The sequence below is a fragment of the Verrucosispora sp. CNZ293 genome (genome assembly GCF_002754655.1).
Genome location: NZ_PEFR01000001.1, coordinates 258624 through 272080, shown reverse-complemented (window position 1 = coordinate 272080; position 13457 = coordinate 258624). Strand labels below are relative to the sequence as shown.

13 protein-coding genes and 1 pseudogene are annotated in these 13457 nt (G+C 71.7%); 5 read left to right on the top strand and 9 right to left on the bottom strand.

Annotated elements, in window-relative coordinates:
* Positions 1–172: 172 nt before the first annotated feature.
* On the bottom strand, positions 173–778 hold the full coding sequence (locus tag CLT74_RS01205) for a TetR/AcrR family transcriptional regulator (protein ID WP_099844891.1): 606 nt from the start codon (positions 776–778) through the stop codon (positions 173–175).
* Positions 779–806: 28 nt separating this feature from the next.
* On the opposite strand from CLT74_RS01205, the gene CLT74_RS01200 reads away from it, so the two are divergent.
* Positions 807–1580: an alpha/beta hydrolase gene (locus CLT74_RS01200; RefSeq protein WP_099844890.1), complete on the top strand. Its 774-nt coding sequence runs from the start codon at positions 807–809 to the stop codon at positions 1578–1580.
* A 12-nt stretch (positions 1581–1592) separates the two neighbouring features.
* Here the strand turns inward: CLT74_RS01200 and CLT74_RS01195 are convergent, their stop codons facing one another.
* The 4 genes from CLT74_RS01195 to fabG form a co-directional block, all read right to left on the bottom strand.
* Positions 1593–2450 carry an HAD-IIA family hydrolase gene (locus CLT74_RS01195; RefSeq protein ID WP_199172034.1) on the bottom strand — a complete coding sequence of 286 codons (858 nt, stop codon included), beginning with the start codon at positions 2448–2450 and terminating at the stop codon, positions 1593–1595.
* Positions 2399–3430 (bottom strand): ferrochelatase, encoded by a 1032-nt coding sequence (locus tag CLT74_RS01190; protein WP_099844889.1) that lies wholly within the window; start codon positions 3428–3430, stop codon positions 2399–2401. Before CLT74_RS01190 ends, CLT74_RS01195 begins: the two co-directional genes overlap by 52 nt.
* A gap of 82 nt (positions 3431–3512) precedes the next feature.
* Positions 3513–4280 (bottom strand): enoyl-ACP reductase FabI, encoded by a 768-nt coding sequence (gene fabI / locus CLT74_RS01185; protein ID WP_099844888.1) that lies wholly within the window; start codon positions 4278–4280, stop codon positions 3513–3515.
* 27 nt (positions 4281–4307) lie between these two features.
* Entirely contained in the window at positions 4308–5012 is a 705-nt protein-coding gene (fabG, locus tag CLT74_RS01180; protein WP_099844887.1) for a 3-oxoacyl-ACP reductase FabG, read from the bottom strand.
* Between the two features lie 152 nt (positions 5013–5164).
* Between fabG and CLT74_RS30995 the strand changes: the two genes are divergently transcribed.
* Together CLT74_RS30995 and CLT74_RS01175 are read left to right on the top strand one after the other, a co-directional pair.
* Positions 5165–5287 (top strand): hypothetical protein, encoded by a 123-nt coding sequence (locus tag CLT74_RS30995; RefSeq protein WP_486581882.1) that lies wholly within the window; start codon positions 5165–5167, stop codon positions 5285–5287.
* The gene (locus tag CLT74_RS01175) at positions 5287–5973 is read left to right on the top strand and encodes a hypothetical protein (RefSeq protein ID WP_099844886.1); all 687 of its coding nucleotides are present in this window, start codon (positions 5287–5289) and stop codon (positions 5971–5973) included. Before CLT74_RS30995 ends, CLT74_RS01175 begins: the two co-directional genes overlap by 1 nt.
* A gap of 479 nt (positions 5974–6452) precedes the next feature.
* On the opposite strand, the gene CLT74_RS01165 is transcribed toward CLT74_RS01175, so the two are convergent.
* The 3 genes from CLT74_RS01165 to CLT74_RS01155 are packed head-to-tail and all read right to left on the bottom strand — an operon-like array spanning position 6453 to position 9501.
* A complete protein-coding gene (locus tag CLT74_RS01165) occupies positions 6453–7403 on the bottom strand; it encodes a VWA domain-containing protein (protein WP_099844884.1) in 951 nt (316 codons plus the stop codon).
* Complete coding sequence (locus CLT74_RS01160; protein WP_099844883.1) at positions 7400–8416, bottom strand: DUF58 domain-containing protein; 1017 nt, start codon at positions 8414–8416, stop codon at positions 7400–7402. The genes CLT74_RS01165 and CLT74_RS01160 overlap by 4 nt, the downstream gene beginning before the upstream one ends.
* On the bottom strand, positions 8395–9501 hold the full coding sequence (locus CLT74_RS01155) for an AAA family ATPase (protein ID WP_099844882.1): 1107 nt from the start codon (positions 9499–9501) through the stop codon (positions 8395–8397). Before CLT74_RS01155 ends, CLT74_RS01160 begins: the two co-directional genes overlap by 22 nt.
* A gap of 492 nt (positions 9502–9993) precedes the next feature.
* On the opposite strand from CLT74_RS01155, the gene CLT74_RS01145 reads away from it, so the two are divergent.
* Together CLT74_RS01145 and CLT74_RS01140 are read left to right on the top strand one after the other, a co-directional pair.
* Positions 9994–10524: a PH domain-containing protein gene (locus CLT74_RS01145; protein ID WP_099844880.1), complete on the top strand. Its 531-nt coding sequence runs from the start codon at positions 9994–9996 to the stop codon at positions 10522–10524.
* A 161-nt stretch (positions 10525–10685) separates the two neighbouring features.
* Entirely contained in the window at positions 10686–12191 is a 1506-nt protein-coding gene (locus tag CLT74_RS01140) for a PH domain-containing protein (protein ID WP_486582683.1), read from the top strand.
* Positions 12192–12455: 264 nt separating this feature from the next.
* On the opposite strand, the pseudogene CLT74_RS01135 reads toward CLT74_RS01140, so the two are convergent.
* Positions 12456–13419 (bottom strand): annotated as a pseudogene (locus CLT74_RS01135) (phosphatase PAP2 family protein); the annotation flags it as partial.
* Between the last annotated feature and the right edge of the window lie 38 nt (positions 13420–13457).

Genomic DNA, 13457 nt, shown 5'->3' with positions numbered 1-13457 from the left:
CGCCCACGCTCACGCGATCTTGCACTTTCGGTCGCCGTATTGCGGCTTTTGTCAGCTTCTGCCCCGACCAAAAGTGCAAGATCCACGGAGGCAAGGTCCGCAAAGGCAGGATTCACGGAGGGCGGGAGCCACGGAGGCAAGGTCCACGGGGGCGGGGTTCGTAAGGGGCCGTTCAGGGGGTGTGGGCGGCTAGGAAGATGCGGATTGCTTCGTCGGCCCAGCGGTGCAGGTCGGCCTCGGAGAACGACTCGCGGACGGCGAACATCGCCTCGTTGAGCGGGATCGACAGGATCAGATAGTTCAGGTGCTGCGCGGCGAGCAGCGGGTCCGACACGCGCAGCAGGCCCCGCTCGGCGAGACGGGTGATGGCCCGGGCAAGGGTGGCGTGGCCACGTTCCGGCGCGGCGCGGTGCCACGCCCGGGCCAGCTCAGGGAAGCGCCCTGCCTCGCCGATCAGCATCCGACGTAGCTGGAGCAGGTGCGGCGCGGTGACCGTGGCGATGTGCTCGCGGGCGAAGGCCCGCAGGTCGCGCGGGAGGTCGTCGGAGTCGGCAAGGGCGTCGACGTACGCCGAGCCGGCCCGTTCGGCGTCGGCTATCGCGCCGGTGAACACCGCCTCGAAGAGGCCGCGCTTGTCGGTGAAGTGCGCGTACACGGTCACCTTGGAGACACCGGCCCGGGCGGCGATCCGGTCCATCCCGGCGGCCAGGTAACCATGTTCGAGGAACTCGACAAGGGCGGCGTCGAGGATTCCGCGCCGGTTGACGTCCTTTCGCACACCTTAACTGTACTGTACGGTTCAGTTCATGCCGATGGTCACCTCACGGGACGGCACCCAGATCGCCTACCAGCGCGAGGGTGCCGGCCCGGCGCTCATCCTCATCGACGCCGCCGGGCACTTTCGCGCCAACAGCCCACTCGATGAACTCGCCGGCCTCCTCACGCCCCACTTCACGGTCTACCGCTACGACCGCCGTGGGCGCGGGGAGAGCGGCGACACACCGCCCTACGCCCCCGAGCGCGAGGTCGAGGATCTCGCCGCGCTGATCGCCCAGGCCGACGCGCCCACCGCGCTGTACGGGTACTCCTCGGGCTGCCTGCTCGCGGTGCACGCGGCCGCCGCCGGCCTCGACGTACGCCGGCTGGTGCTGCTGGAGCCACCGTTGGACACCGACGACGAGGCCGGCCAACGGGACTTCACCGTGATACTGAGCCGACTGACCGGCGCCGAGGCGGTGACGTTCTTCCTGACCTCGATCGGCGTACCCGAGCAGATGCTGGCCGGGATGCGCGGCACCGCGCACTGGCACGCCATGGTCTCGGTGGCGCACACCCTGGCGTACGACAGCCTGCTCAGCGAAGCCACCGGCCCGACGGTGCTCGCCCGGGTGACCACACCGACGCTCGTCCTGCACAGCGCCGGCAGCACCGACGAGCTGACCGGGATGGCCGCCACCACGGCCGGGCTGCTGCCCGCCGCCGAGCAGCGCCGCCTGCCCGGCGAGTGGCACGGCGTGCCGGCGAGCACCCTCGCCCCGGTGCTCACCGACTTCCTGCGCCGCGACGCGGCACGACAGTGACCGGGCTCGGGCTCAGATCTCGTCGATCAGGTCGGCGACCGAGTTGACGATCCGGGAGGGGCGGTACGGGTAGCGCTCCGCCTCCACCCGGGAACTGATCCCGGTCAGCACGAGGATGGTCTCCAGCCCGGCTTCCAGGCCGCAGAGAATGTCGGTGTCCATTCGGTCACCGATCATCGCGGTGCTCTCCGAGTGCGCGTTTATCGTGTTCAGGGCCGACCGCATCATCATCGGGTTGGGCTTGCCGACGAAGTACGGCTCCACGCCGGTGGCCTTGGAGATCATCGCGGCCACCGATCCGGCGGCCGGCAGCGCGCCCTCCACCGAGGGCCCGGTGGCGTCGGGGTTGGTGCAGATGAACCGGGCCCCGTCGTTGATCAGCCGGACCGCCTTGGTGATCGCCTCGAAGCTGTAGGTGCGGGTCTCCCCCAGCACCACGTAGTCGGGGGCGAAGTCGCTGAGCACGTAGCCCACCGCGTGCAGGGCGGTGGTCAGCCCGGCCTCCCCGATGACGTACGCCGTGCCGCCCGGCCGCTGGTCGGCCAGGAACTGGGCGGTGGCCAGGGCGGACGACCAGATCGCCTGCTCCGGCACGTCCAGCCCCATCCGGGCCAACCGGGCCTGGAGGTCGCGTGGCGTGTAGATGGAGTTGTTGGTCAGCACCAGGAAGGGCTTGCCGGAGGTGCGCAGCCGCTTGACGAACTCCGGCGCGCCCGGCACCGGCTGGCCCTCGTGTACCAGCACCCCGTCCATGTCGGTGAGCCAGCTCTCGACGGGCTTACGGTCCTGCATGATCATCCCCAGGGGTGTCGCAGCGGTCAGGACGGACGGCGGGGTGGGACGCAACAGACCGTGGGACAGGTGTCCCACATCGGCAGCTGGCCCAGGCGACGGCGCGACTGCGCCCCGTCCGGATCGATGCGTTCCCGCACCAGTTCCCGCACCATGGTCACGTAGCGGGGGTCGGTGCCGGGGGTACCGGCACGGACGAAGTCCACCCCGAGCCGCTTGGCCGTGTCCAACGCCTCGGTGTCCAGGTCCCACACCACCTCGAGGTGGTCTGAGACGAAGCCGATCGGGCTGACCACCACGCCGGTCACGCCCTGCTCGGCGAGGGTTTCCAGGTGGTCGTTGATGTCCGGCTCCAGCCACGGCACGTGGGGCGGGCCGGATCGGCTCTGCCAGACCAGGTCGTACGGCAGGTCCGGGGCCGCCGCCGCGTGCACCAGCCGGGCCGTCTCGGCGAGCTGGGCGGTGTACCGGCCACCGTGCGGGCCGGCGCTGTCGGCCGCCGAGATCGGCACCGAGTGCGCGGTGAAGACGAGCCGGGTGCTGTCCCGCCGCGCCGGGTCGAGCTGGGCCAGCGCGGAGCGCACCGCGTCCACGTGCGGCTCGACGAAACCGGGGTGGTCCCAGAACTGGCGCAGCTTCTCGATCACCGGCGCGTCCGGGCCGACCGCCGCCCGCGCGGCGGTGATGTCCTCCTGGTACTGCCGGCACGAGGAGTAGCCGCCGAAGGCGCTCGTGACGAACGCCAACGCCCGACGTACGCCGTCGTCACGCATCTGGGCCACTGTGTCGGCGAGCATCGGGTCCCAGTTCCGGTTGCCCCAGTACACCGGCAGGTCGAGCCCGTTGGCGGCGAAGTCGGCACGGACCGCCGACAACAGTTCCCGGCACTGCTCGTTGATCGGGGAGACCCCGCCGAAGTGGTGGTAGTGCTCGGCCACCTCGGCCAGCCGCTCCGGCGGAACGCCCCGCCCCCGGGTCACGTTCTGCAGGAACGGCAGCACGTCGTCGGGCCCCTCCGGGCCACCGAAGGACACCAGCACCACCGCGTCGTACGCCATGGGCCCATTGTTGCCGGTGGCCTGCGGCGTCCCGGCAACGCCCCCGGGTCCCGGTCGTAAACAGACAGCGGGAAGGTCGGCGTCAGGCGCCGACCGCGTGGTAGCCGCCGTCCACGTGCACGATCTCGCCGGTGGTCGCCGGGAACCAGTCGGACAGCAGGGCGAGACAGGCCCGCGCGGCCGGTTCCTGGTCGGTGAGGTCCCAACCCAGCGGGGCGCGCCCCGCCCAGGCGTCCTCGAACTGCTCGAAGCCCGGGATGGACTTCGCGGCCATGGTGCGCAGCGGACCGGCGGCCACCAGGTTGCTGCGGATGCCCTGCTTGCCCAGGTGCAGCGCGAGGTAGCGGGAGGCCGACTCCAGCCCCGCCTTGGCCACGCCCATCCAGTCGTACACCGGCCAGGCCTGGGTGGCGTCGAAGGTCAGACCGACCACCGAGCCGCCCGGCGACATCAGCGGCAGCGCCGCGACGGCCAGGGACTTGTAGGAGTACGTCGAGACGTGCAGCGCGGTGGCCACGTCTTCCCAGGAGGCGTCGAGGAACCCGCCACCGAGGCAGCTCTGCGGGGCGAACCCGATCGAGTGGACCACCCCGTCGAGCCCGTCGACGTGCTCGCGGACCTTATCGGCCAGCCCGGCGAGCTGCTCGGGGTCGGTCACGTCCAACTCGATCACGGGTGCCGGCTCGGGCAGCCGCTTGGCGATCCGCTCCACGAGCGACAGCCGACCGTAGCCGGTGAGCACGACCTGGGCGCCGTTCTCCTGAGCGAGCTTGGCCACTGAGAAGGCGATCGAGGCGTCGGTGATGACGCCGGTGACGAGCAGCCGCTTACCGGCCAGCAGTCCGGACATTTACCCTCATTCCTCCGTGCTCAGGATTCAGTGGCCCATGCCCAGGCCACCGTCGACCGGGATGACCGCACCGGAGACGTACCCGGCGCCGTCGCAGGCCAGCCAGGTGACCACCGCCGCCACCTCGTCCGGGCTGGCCATCCGCCCCGCCGGGATCGACTTGAGGATCTCGGCCTTGCGCTGGTCGGTCAGCCCGGCGGTCATGTCGGTCTCGATGAAGCCCGGCGCGACCACGTTGGCGGTGATGTTCCGACCGCCCAGCTCCCGGGTGATCGAGCGGGCCACCCCGACCAGGCCGGCCTTGCTAGCCGCGTAGTTGACCTGGCCGGCGCCACCGGACAGACCGACCACCGAGGAGACGAAGATCATACGCCCCCACCTGGCCCGCAGCATCTTCCCGGAGGCCCGCTTGGCGCAGCGGTACGCGCCGGTCAGGTTGGTGTCCAGCACCCGGGTGAACTGCTCCTCCGACATGCGCAGCAGCAGCGTGTCGTCGGTGATGCCCGCGTTGGCGACGAGCACCTCCACCGGGCCGAGTTCCGCCTCGACCGCCGCAAAGGCCGCGTCGACGGACTCGCCGTCGGTGATGTCGCACTGCACGCCGAACAGTCCGTCGGGGGCTCCGCTGCCCCGGTGGGTGATCGCCACCCGGTCGCCCTGCTTGGCGAAAGCCTGGGCGATGGCCAGACCGATACCCCGGTTGCCCCCGGTAACCAGCACAGTTCGCGACACGGTGCGTCCCCTCCCAAAGATCGCTGCGGCTTGGAGACTAGGCGTTACCGCACGGTAATCACTAACCGCCGCACGTCATACCGCGGTACCACTGGATGGATCACTCCCTGGTCGCACGACGGAGCCGGCCGCTCGAACTACCCTGCCGGGATATGGACCGCAGTACCGTCCGTGTCGCCCTGGCGGGGCTGCGCCGCGCCGTGGTGGGACCGGACTATCCCGTGCGGCGTCGACCACTGGACTGTGGTTCCTGGCACCTCTGCTGGCCCTGGTGATGCTCACCGGCCCGCTGCGCGCCGCCGTACGCCGCTGGGGGATCCCGCGCAGCGCGGTCGCCGCGGCGGCCGTGGTGGCCGGCAGCGACCTGGCCGTGCGGCTGCTCCCGGCCGGCACCTGGCTGCCACCGGTGACCGTGCTGTCGGCCTGGGCGGTGCCGTATGTGCTGGGGGTGGCCCACGCCGACGGCCGGCTGTGCCGACTGCGGGACGCCGGATGGCTGGCTGTCACCGGGGTGATCGGGCTGGCCGCCGTGCTCGCCCCGGGCTACCCGGCCAGCGCGGTCGGGGTGCCCGGCGATGCCCGGTCCAATCTTGCTCCTCCGTCACTGTTCGTGGTGGCGCTCGCGGTCGCCCAGGTCGGTCTCGGCCTGCTCGCCCGGCCTTCGCTGGTCCGGTTGCTGGGCCGGCCGCTGCCCCACCGGCTGGTTGGCGAGATCAACCGGCACGCGGTGCGCGTCTACCTCTGGCACCAACCGGTGCTGGTCGCGGTGGTGGTGCTGGCCGCACATGGCGGGGCCGCGCTGCCGGGGCTGCACACCGCCCCGGACGACCCGATCTGGCTGCTGGCCCGGATCGGTTGGCTGCCGGTACTCGCCACCGTGCTGGTGCTCCTCGTCCGGCGACGCGATCCCGGGCTGACGACAGCACCTGTCAGCGCCGGCCGGCCAGCCGTCGACCGATGAACGGCCACGGCGCACCAGCCGGTCGACCGAGTGAGCCGGGTCCACAACCCGGGTGTACGATGATCGACGTTTGCGGGTCGCTCGGCGGCCCGCGTCGCCCCGGAACCCGACCCGAGGAGGTGATCGCTGTGCCAGATAGCGATCCTCCCAGTCGTGGCCGGGCCGACCGCCAGCCACGCTGAGCCCCGCTCCGCCTGAGCTGGCCCGCTCCCCGCGCACCCGTTCCACCGCCCGGCATCGCTGTCGTGGCGGCCGACCGGACGGGTGTCGTCGGAAAGCAGCCCGGTCACGACTTCGCGTGCGCGTCCCGATCCACCCCTTCCGCGGTCCGCCTGCCCGGGCCGCCAAGCCGCCACGTCGGAGCTGTCATGAGCCGCTACGTCGCCCCCCTGGGCTTCACCCTCGCCGCCGTCTGGGTAGCCGTCCTCTTCGTCCTAGCCAGCGCCAACCACTGACCCCACCCCATCCCCCAGTGGGGGTCAGATCATGCGGGAGGACCAGATGAGGCTGAATGCTCCGGCGCAGAGGGCCAGCAGCAGGGCTATGCCGGCGTACCACTGGGTGATCTCGCGGGGTTCGGTGCGGAAGCCGATCGAGCTGCCCATGTCCTGGTACACCTGCTTCAGCTCGCTGACGGTGGCCGCCTCGTAGAAGAATCCCTCGGTGGTCTCGGCCAGGTCGGCCAGGGCCAGCCGGTCCACCGGCACCCGTTGCAGCTGCCCCCCGATGTCGACGTGGCCGGAGTCGGTGCCGAAGGCGATCGTGGAGACCGGCACGTTCGCCGCCTGTGCCGCCGCGGCCGCCTCCTCCACCGACCTTCCGGCCGTACGGAAGCCGTCGGAGAGCAGCACGATCCGGGCCGGCGGGATGCCCGCCGCCCCGTCGGCCGGCACCGACCGGATCGCCTCCAGGCAGGTGAACACCGCCTCGCCGGTGGCCGTCGCCTCGGCCAGCACCAGACCCTCGATGGCACTCGTCACCGCCGGGCGGTCCTTTGTCGGCGGCACCAGCACGTTCGCCGACTTGGCGAACGAGACCAACCCCAAGTTGTACGTCTCCGGCAGCTCCGCCACGAACTGCTTGGCCGCCTCCTGGGCCGCCTCCAGCCGGTTCGGTGGCACGTCGTCGGCCTGCATCGACAGCGACACGTCGATGGCCAGCATGATGGTGGCGCGTTCCAGCGGCTCCCGGGTGTCGACCGCGGGCCGGGCCAGCGCGCCGGCCAGCACCAGCAGGGCCAGCAGGAACGCGGTGGCCGGCAGGTGCCGACGCCAGCCGAGGCCCTTCGGTGCCACGGTACGCAGCAGGTCCACGTTCGTGAACCGCAGCGCGTAGTCGCGCCGGCGTAGCTGCCGCCAGACGTACAACGCGGCGAGGGCGAGCACCGGCAGCACGGCCAGCAGCCACCACGGTTGGAGCAATCTGATCATCTCGTCGTCCCCCGGGTGCGGGCGTGCCGCTGGGCGGCCACGAAGCGCACCATGTCCAGCAGCCAGTCTCGGTCCGTACGCAGTCGCAGGTGGGCGGCGCCGGCGGCGCGCAACGCGGCGGAGATCTCCGCCCGCTGGGCGGCGGCGGCCGCCGCGTAACGGTGCCGCAGGCTCGGGTCGGCGGTCTGCACCTCGTGCAGTTCGCCGGTCTCCGGGTCGACCACCGGGAGCACCCCGACGTCGGGCAGTTCCAGCTCCCGCGGATCGACCACCTCGATCGCCAGCAGGTCCTGTCGTACCCGCAGCTTCCGCAGTGGACGCGCCCACTGGGCCGGCGGGGCGAGGAAGTCGGAGATGACGACGGCGACACCGCGCCGCCGGGGTGGGCGGTTGAGCATGTCGATGAGGGCCCCGAGGTCACCGCGGCCCGGCCGGATCTCGGTGCCGGCGATGGCCCGCAGCATGCCCTGGGCCTCCTTGCGTCCGGACCGGGCCGGCAACCGGACCAGTCGCCCCGGCCCCGCCGGCACGGCTGCGGCGCGTCGGCCCCGTCGAGCCGTCGGAAGATCTGCGCCGCTGCCCACGACCGCGCCGATGCGGTTGCCGCCCCGCACGGTCAGGTGGGTGATCGCGGCAGCCGCCGCGATCACCACATCCCGCTTGAGCCAGCGACCGGTGCCGAAGTCGAGGCTCGCCGACAGGTCCACCGCCAGCCACGTCTCCAGCTCACGATCGGCAACGGTACGCCGCACGTGCGGGGTGGTGGTCCGGGCGGTCACCGGCCAGTCCATTCGGCGCACGTCGTCGCCGGGGCGGTACTCGCGCGACTCGCCGGCCTCGCTGCCCGGGCCGGGTAGCAGGCCCGCGTAGTCACCCTGAAGGAGTCCGTCGAGTTTGCGGGTCACCAGCAGTTGCAGCCGGGACAGCACGGCTCCGGAACGGTCGGTGGCCGCCAGGCGGTCCGGCTCACCGGGTCGAGGGGTGGTCGAGGTCACGGCCGCTGCCCGGGCCACCCCGAGGTAGGTGCCACAGCTGCGGCGGGCGGGGTGGCCTGCTGCCGAGGTGCCACCGACGGCAGCGGGATCGTCGACATCACCCGGTGCACCACGTGGTCGGCCGGTACGTCGTCGGCGAGCGCGTCGTAACTGAGCACCAGCCGGTGCCGCAGGATGTCCGGCGCGATGTCCTGCACGTCCTGCGGCAGGGCGTAGTCGCGTCCGCGGAGCAGGGCCAACGCCCGGGTGGCCCGGACCAGCCCGAGCGAGGCCCGGGGGCTGGCACCGTACTGGATCAGTTGCGCGACGTCGGGCATGCCGTGTTCCGCAGGCGTACGGGTGGCCAGCACCAGCCGGACCGCGTAGTCGACAAGGGCGTTGTGGACGAAAACCTGGTCGGCCTTGCGTTGCAGGGCGATCAGGTCGTCGGTGTCGAACACCGCTGTGGGCTCGGGCGGTGCGACACCCATCCGGTAGACGATCTCCCGTTCCTCGGCGTCGGTCGGATACCCCACGATGATCTTCATGAGGAACCGGTCCCGTTGCGCCTCCGGCAGGGGATACACCCCCTCCTGCTCGATCGGGTTCTGCGTCGCCATCACCAGGAAGGGGTTGGGCACCCGGTGGCTCTCGCCGCCGATCGACACCTGCCGCTCGCTCATCACCTCCAGCAGCGCGGACTGCACCTTCGCCGGCGCCCGGTTGATCTCGTCGGCGAGCAGGAAGTTGACGAAGACCGGGCCCAGTTCGACGTCGAACTTCTCACTGGACTGCCGGTAGATCCTGGTGCCCATGATGTCGGCCGGCACCAGGTCCGGGGTGAACTGCACCCGGGCGAACGAGCCACCGACCACCTTGGCGAGGGTTTCCACAGCCAGGGTCTTGGCCACCCCCGGTACGCCCTCCAGCAGACAGTGCCCGCGGGCGAGCAGCGCGACGAACATCCGCTCGACCATCCGGTCCTGCCCGACGATCACGCGCTTGATCTCGAACAGGGCCCGCTCCAACAGGGTGGCGTCCTGCGCCGGGGTGGTCGGCGGCGCGGGCGTCTCCGGTTGCGCCCCGTTCGGCGGCGGGGCGTCGGGCGTGGTCGGCTGGGCCACTGGTCCTCCACAGCGTGATCGGTCGTCGCGGCGTGTGCGGTAACAAGCCTCGCATGCCCGGCTGAGTACCGACGGAGGGAGCGACCGATTTCCGCCACGCCGTTCCGGGACGGAGGAATCGCCGATCGCCAGTGGACAAAAGCCACCCCGGCGTGTGTACCATTCATCCGTCGCCGGGCGGCTTCCCCCGTGGCCGCCCGGCGCTCATTCTCCCCCGCCGTTCTAGACTGAGCGGGATGACCCACCCCGATATCGCCGCCGACGCTCTCGTCTGTTCGGCCCGTGGGTGTCGTGCCCCGGCCCGTTGGGCACTGCGCTGGAACAATCCCCGCCTGCACACACCCGAGCGGCGCAAGACCTGGCTCGCCTGTGCGACGCACCGGTCCTCGCTCGGAGATTTTCTCGACGCGCGGGGCTTTCTGCGGGAGGTCGCCCCGCTGGCGGGATCGCCTACGCTCGAAGAGTGGACGCGTACAACGGAAAGTCAGCCCGGTGAGCGATGACGCACCTGAGGTTCCGCCGCCGACCGCACCGACCAGCCCGCTCGAACCGTGGCCGGACACCGTCCGCTGGCAGTCGATCTCGACCGACCTGATCTGGGTGGAGTTGCTGCGCCTGGCGGCCGGAGTGGCCTTCGTCTCGGCCGTGCTCGGGGTCGGTTGGGCGTTCACCGGTTCCTGGCCGTTCGGTGTGGCGCTCGGCGCCGTCGGGGTGTTCGCTCTCTGGCGGGCGGTGACGATCGTCCGGGCGGTACGCGCCTGGGGCTACGCCGAACGCGAGGACGACCTGCTGGTCCGGCACGGTCTGCTGGTCCGCCGACTGTCCATCGTCCCGTATTCACGCATGCAGTTCGTCGACGTCAGCGCCGGCCCGCTGGAGCGGGCGTTCGACCTGGCCACCGTGCAGTTGCACACCGCGGCTGCGGCAAGCGATGCCCGGGTGCCGGGGTTACGTCCCGCGGAGGCGTCCCGGCTGCGGGACCGCCTGACCGCGCTCGGCGAGGACCGGGCGGAAGGACTGTGAGCGGGTCCGCCGGTCCAGGTCCGGACCGGAACCCATCCGCCGCGCACGAGCGGGATCAGGTCGAGGGCGGGTTCGGCGTCCATGGCCCCGGCCAGCCGTCCGAGCACGGCGGGCCGGCTGTGCCCACCGCGGCACCACCGCCCGATCATGCCGCGCCGGCAGTGCCCGCCGAGGCAGCAGCGCCGGGCGAGGGCCCGCAGCGCGGCCCGTACCAGGTGGCCGGGCCGTCATCGCCCTCCGGTTCGCCGCAGCCGCCCGCCGGATGGACCGGCCCGCACCCGCCGCCCGCCGGATGGGCCGGCTCGCAGCCGCCGCAGCCTCCCGGAGGGTGGGCCGGTTCGCCGTCGCAGGGTCCGCCGGCTCGGCAACGGCTGCATCCGTTGAGTCCCGCGCTGCATGGCGCCAAGTCGCTGGTTGTGGTCATCGCCGGGTTGTCCTGGTCGACCCTGTCCCGGGTCGGGTTCGGCTGGTTCGTCGCGATGGTGATCGTGCTCGCGCTCGGCGCGAGCGTGCTTGCCGTGATCAGCTGGTACAACACCGGCTACCAGGTGGTCGGCCGGGAACTGCGCATCCACGAGGGGCTGCTCTGGCGGCGTACCCGGGCGATTCCGCTGGAACGGCTCCAGGCCGTCGAGGTGGTCCGGCCGTTGCTCGCCCAACTCACCGGGCTGGCTGAGCTGCGGCTGGAGGTGGTCGGCGGCGGCAAGACCGAAGCACCGCTGGCGTACCTCAGTGCCGGCGAAGCCGGGGCGTTGCGGCAGCGTCTGCTGGCCCTGGCCGGTCACCCCTCCGGCGCGGTGCCGGTTGCCCCGTCGCCGGCGGTGGCGGACGGCGCCGAGCCACCGCCGACGTCCGGCCGGCCGCTGCACGCGGTGAGCAACCGGGACCTGCTGATCAGTCAGCTACTGACCCCGCAGGCGTTCCTGCTGCCCTTCGGGGTGGCCTTCGTGGCCGTGCAGTTCCTGTCCGAGGATTCCTGGTCCTTCATAGCGGTGGCGAGCACGCTCACCGCGATGGCTGGTGTCCTGCTGCAACCGGTCCGCCGGGTGCTCGACGACTGGCGGTTCCAGCTGGCCCGCGACGAGGATCGGCTGCGGATCCGCAACGGCCTGTTGGAGACCAGATCACAGACGGTCCCGTTGCACCGGGTGCAGACCGTGCGGGTGACCTGGCCGCTGCTCTGGCGGATGAAGGGTTGGCTCCGGCTGCGCCTGGAGGTGGCCGGTTACGCGGCTGGCGAGGCTGATGAGCGCAACCGGCCCGACCGGCTACTGCCCGTCGGTGACCAGCCGACGGGCGAGATGATCGTGGCCGAGGTGCTACCGGGCGTGGCGCTGTCGTCGTTGCCGCTGCGCCCACCGCCGACCCGGGCCCGCTGGGTCAACCCGCTGAGCCGCCAGATCCTCGGTGCCGGCCTGGCCGAGCAGGTCTTCGCGGTCCGCTCCGGCCTGCTCACCCGCCAGCTGACGATCGTGCCGTACGCCCGGTTGCAGAGCGTACGGGTGGTGCAGGGGCCGGTGCAGCGGCTGCTCGGTCTGGCCACCGTGCACGCCGACACCGCTGGTGGGGCCGGCGCGGCGGCGGTGGACCGGGACCTCGCCGACGCCTGGGCCCTGGCGGCCGAGCTGACCGCCCGCGGCCAAGCCGCCCGCAACCCCACCCCCTAACACCCCACCCCACCCCCACCCCACTCCCCACTCCCGCGATCTTGCACTTTTCGTCTCGACAATGCCGACAAAAGGTGCGTATCGGCGACCGAAACCGCAAGATCGGCGAGGCGATCCGGACGGGGGTGGGGTGGGTGGGGTGGGTGGGGTCAGCGGGGGGATGGGATGGAGGGTGCCTTGGTGGGGGTGCTGGTGGGGTGGCCTGGTCGGGCTCGGTGGTGGGGGTCGGGTCGGTGGTGGGGGTCGGGTCGGTGGTGGGGGCGGGTGGGGTGTGGCGGGCCTTTCGGCGGGCCCACATGCGTTCGGCCCAACCGACGGCCAGGAAGGTCATCCCGACGTATGCCCAGCCGACCAGCACGTCGATGACGTAGTGCTCGCCGCTGTAGACCAGGGTGAAGGTCATCGCCAGCGGGTAGGCCAGCAGCAGCGGCCACCAGCGGCGCCGGACGTTACGCAGGAAGAAGAGCACCACGAACAGGGCGAAGGCGGTGTGCAGCGACGGCATCGCGGCCACCGGGTTCGAGGCCAACTGCCCGGCGTTGAGCAGGTTGCCCGCCCCGTGCATGCCGAACGCCTTCCAGCCCCGGGTGGAGATCCGGGCCACCTCCTCGATCAGCCCGTTCTGCGCGGCCCACCAGGGCGGCGCGGCCGGGTAGAGGAAGTAGGTGATCAGACCGGTGGCGCAGAGGAAGAACCAGCGGCGCATGAACGCCGCCCACCGGCTGCGCTCGACCATCCAGAGCACCGCCGCGGCGGCCAGCGCCGCCACGAAGTGGGAGAAGTACACCCAGCTGACCAGGACGTCCCACCAACGCACCTCCGGCTGGTACAGATGTTGCTGCAACCAGACCGTCGGCACCTGGCCGTCCATGGCCCAGCCGAACATCAGCCGGTCCGCCAGGATCAGCTCGTAGGCGTGCGGCACGGTCCCGTCGTGGTAGGCGAACCCACGGGAGAGGTTGTAGGCCACCAGCAGCAGTACCACCGGCACCCAGTCCCGGGCGAAGCGCAGGTGGCTGCGCCACGGGCGGGCGGAGTACCAGGCGATGGTGCCGGCCCAGATCCAGAAGAACGCGTACACCGGATCGGTGGGCAGGCCGATGACGAGCCAGCCCGCCACGAAGGCGACACCCCAGACCGACATCGCGATCACGCGGCGGCGCCCGCCGTCGCGCGGGGTGGGCGGCTCGGTCGGGGCGGGGGGCTGGGGGTCGGTCACGGCAGACATCGCGGACAAGGTTAGCGGCGACCTGGGCCCGACCGGAC

What these genes read in the sequence shown, in the direction of transcription:
- fabI (WP_099844888.1), bottom strand. Translation starts at nt 4,280, where the DNA reads ATGTCCGGACTGCTGGCCGGTAAGCGGCTGCTCGTCACCGGCGTCATC.
- CLT74_RS01200 (WP_099844890.1), top strand. Translation starts at nt 807, where the DNA reads ATGCCGATGGTCACCTCACGGGACGGCACCCAGATCGCCTACCAGCGC.
- CLT74_RS30995 (WP_486581882.1), top strand. Translation starts at nt 5,165, where the DNA reads ATGGACCGCAGTACCGTCCGTGTCGCCCTGGCGGGGCTGCGCCGCGCC.
- CLT74_RS01165 (WP_099844884.1), bottom strand. Translation starts at nt 7,403, where the DNA reads ATGATCAGATTGCTCCAACCGTGGTGGCTGCTGGCCGTGCTGCCGGTG.
- CLT74_RS01175 (WP_099844886.1), top strand. Translation starts at nt 5,287, where the DNA reads ATGCTCACCGGCCCGCTGCGCGCCGCCGTACGCCGCTGGGGGATCCCG.
- CLT74_RS01190 (WP_099844889.1), bottom strand. Translation starts at nt 3,430, where the DNA reads ATGGCGTACGACGCGGTGGTGCTGGTGTCCTTCGGTGGCCCGGAGGGG.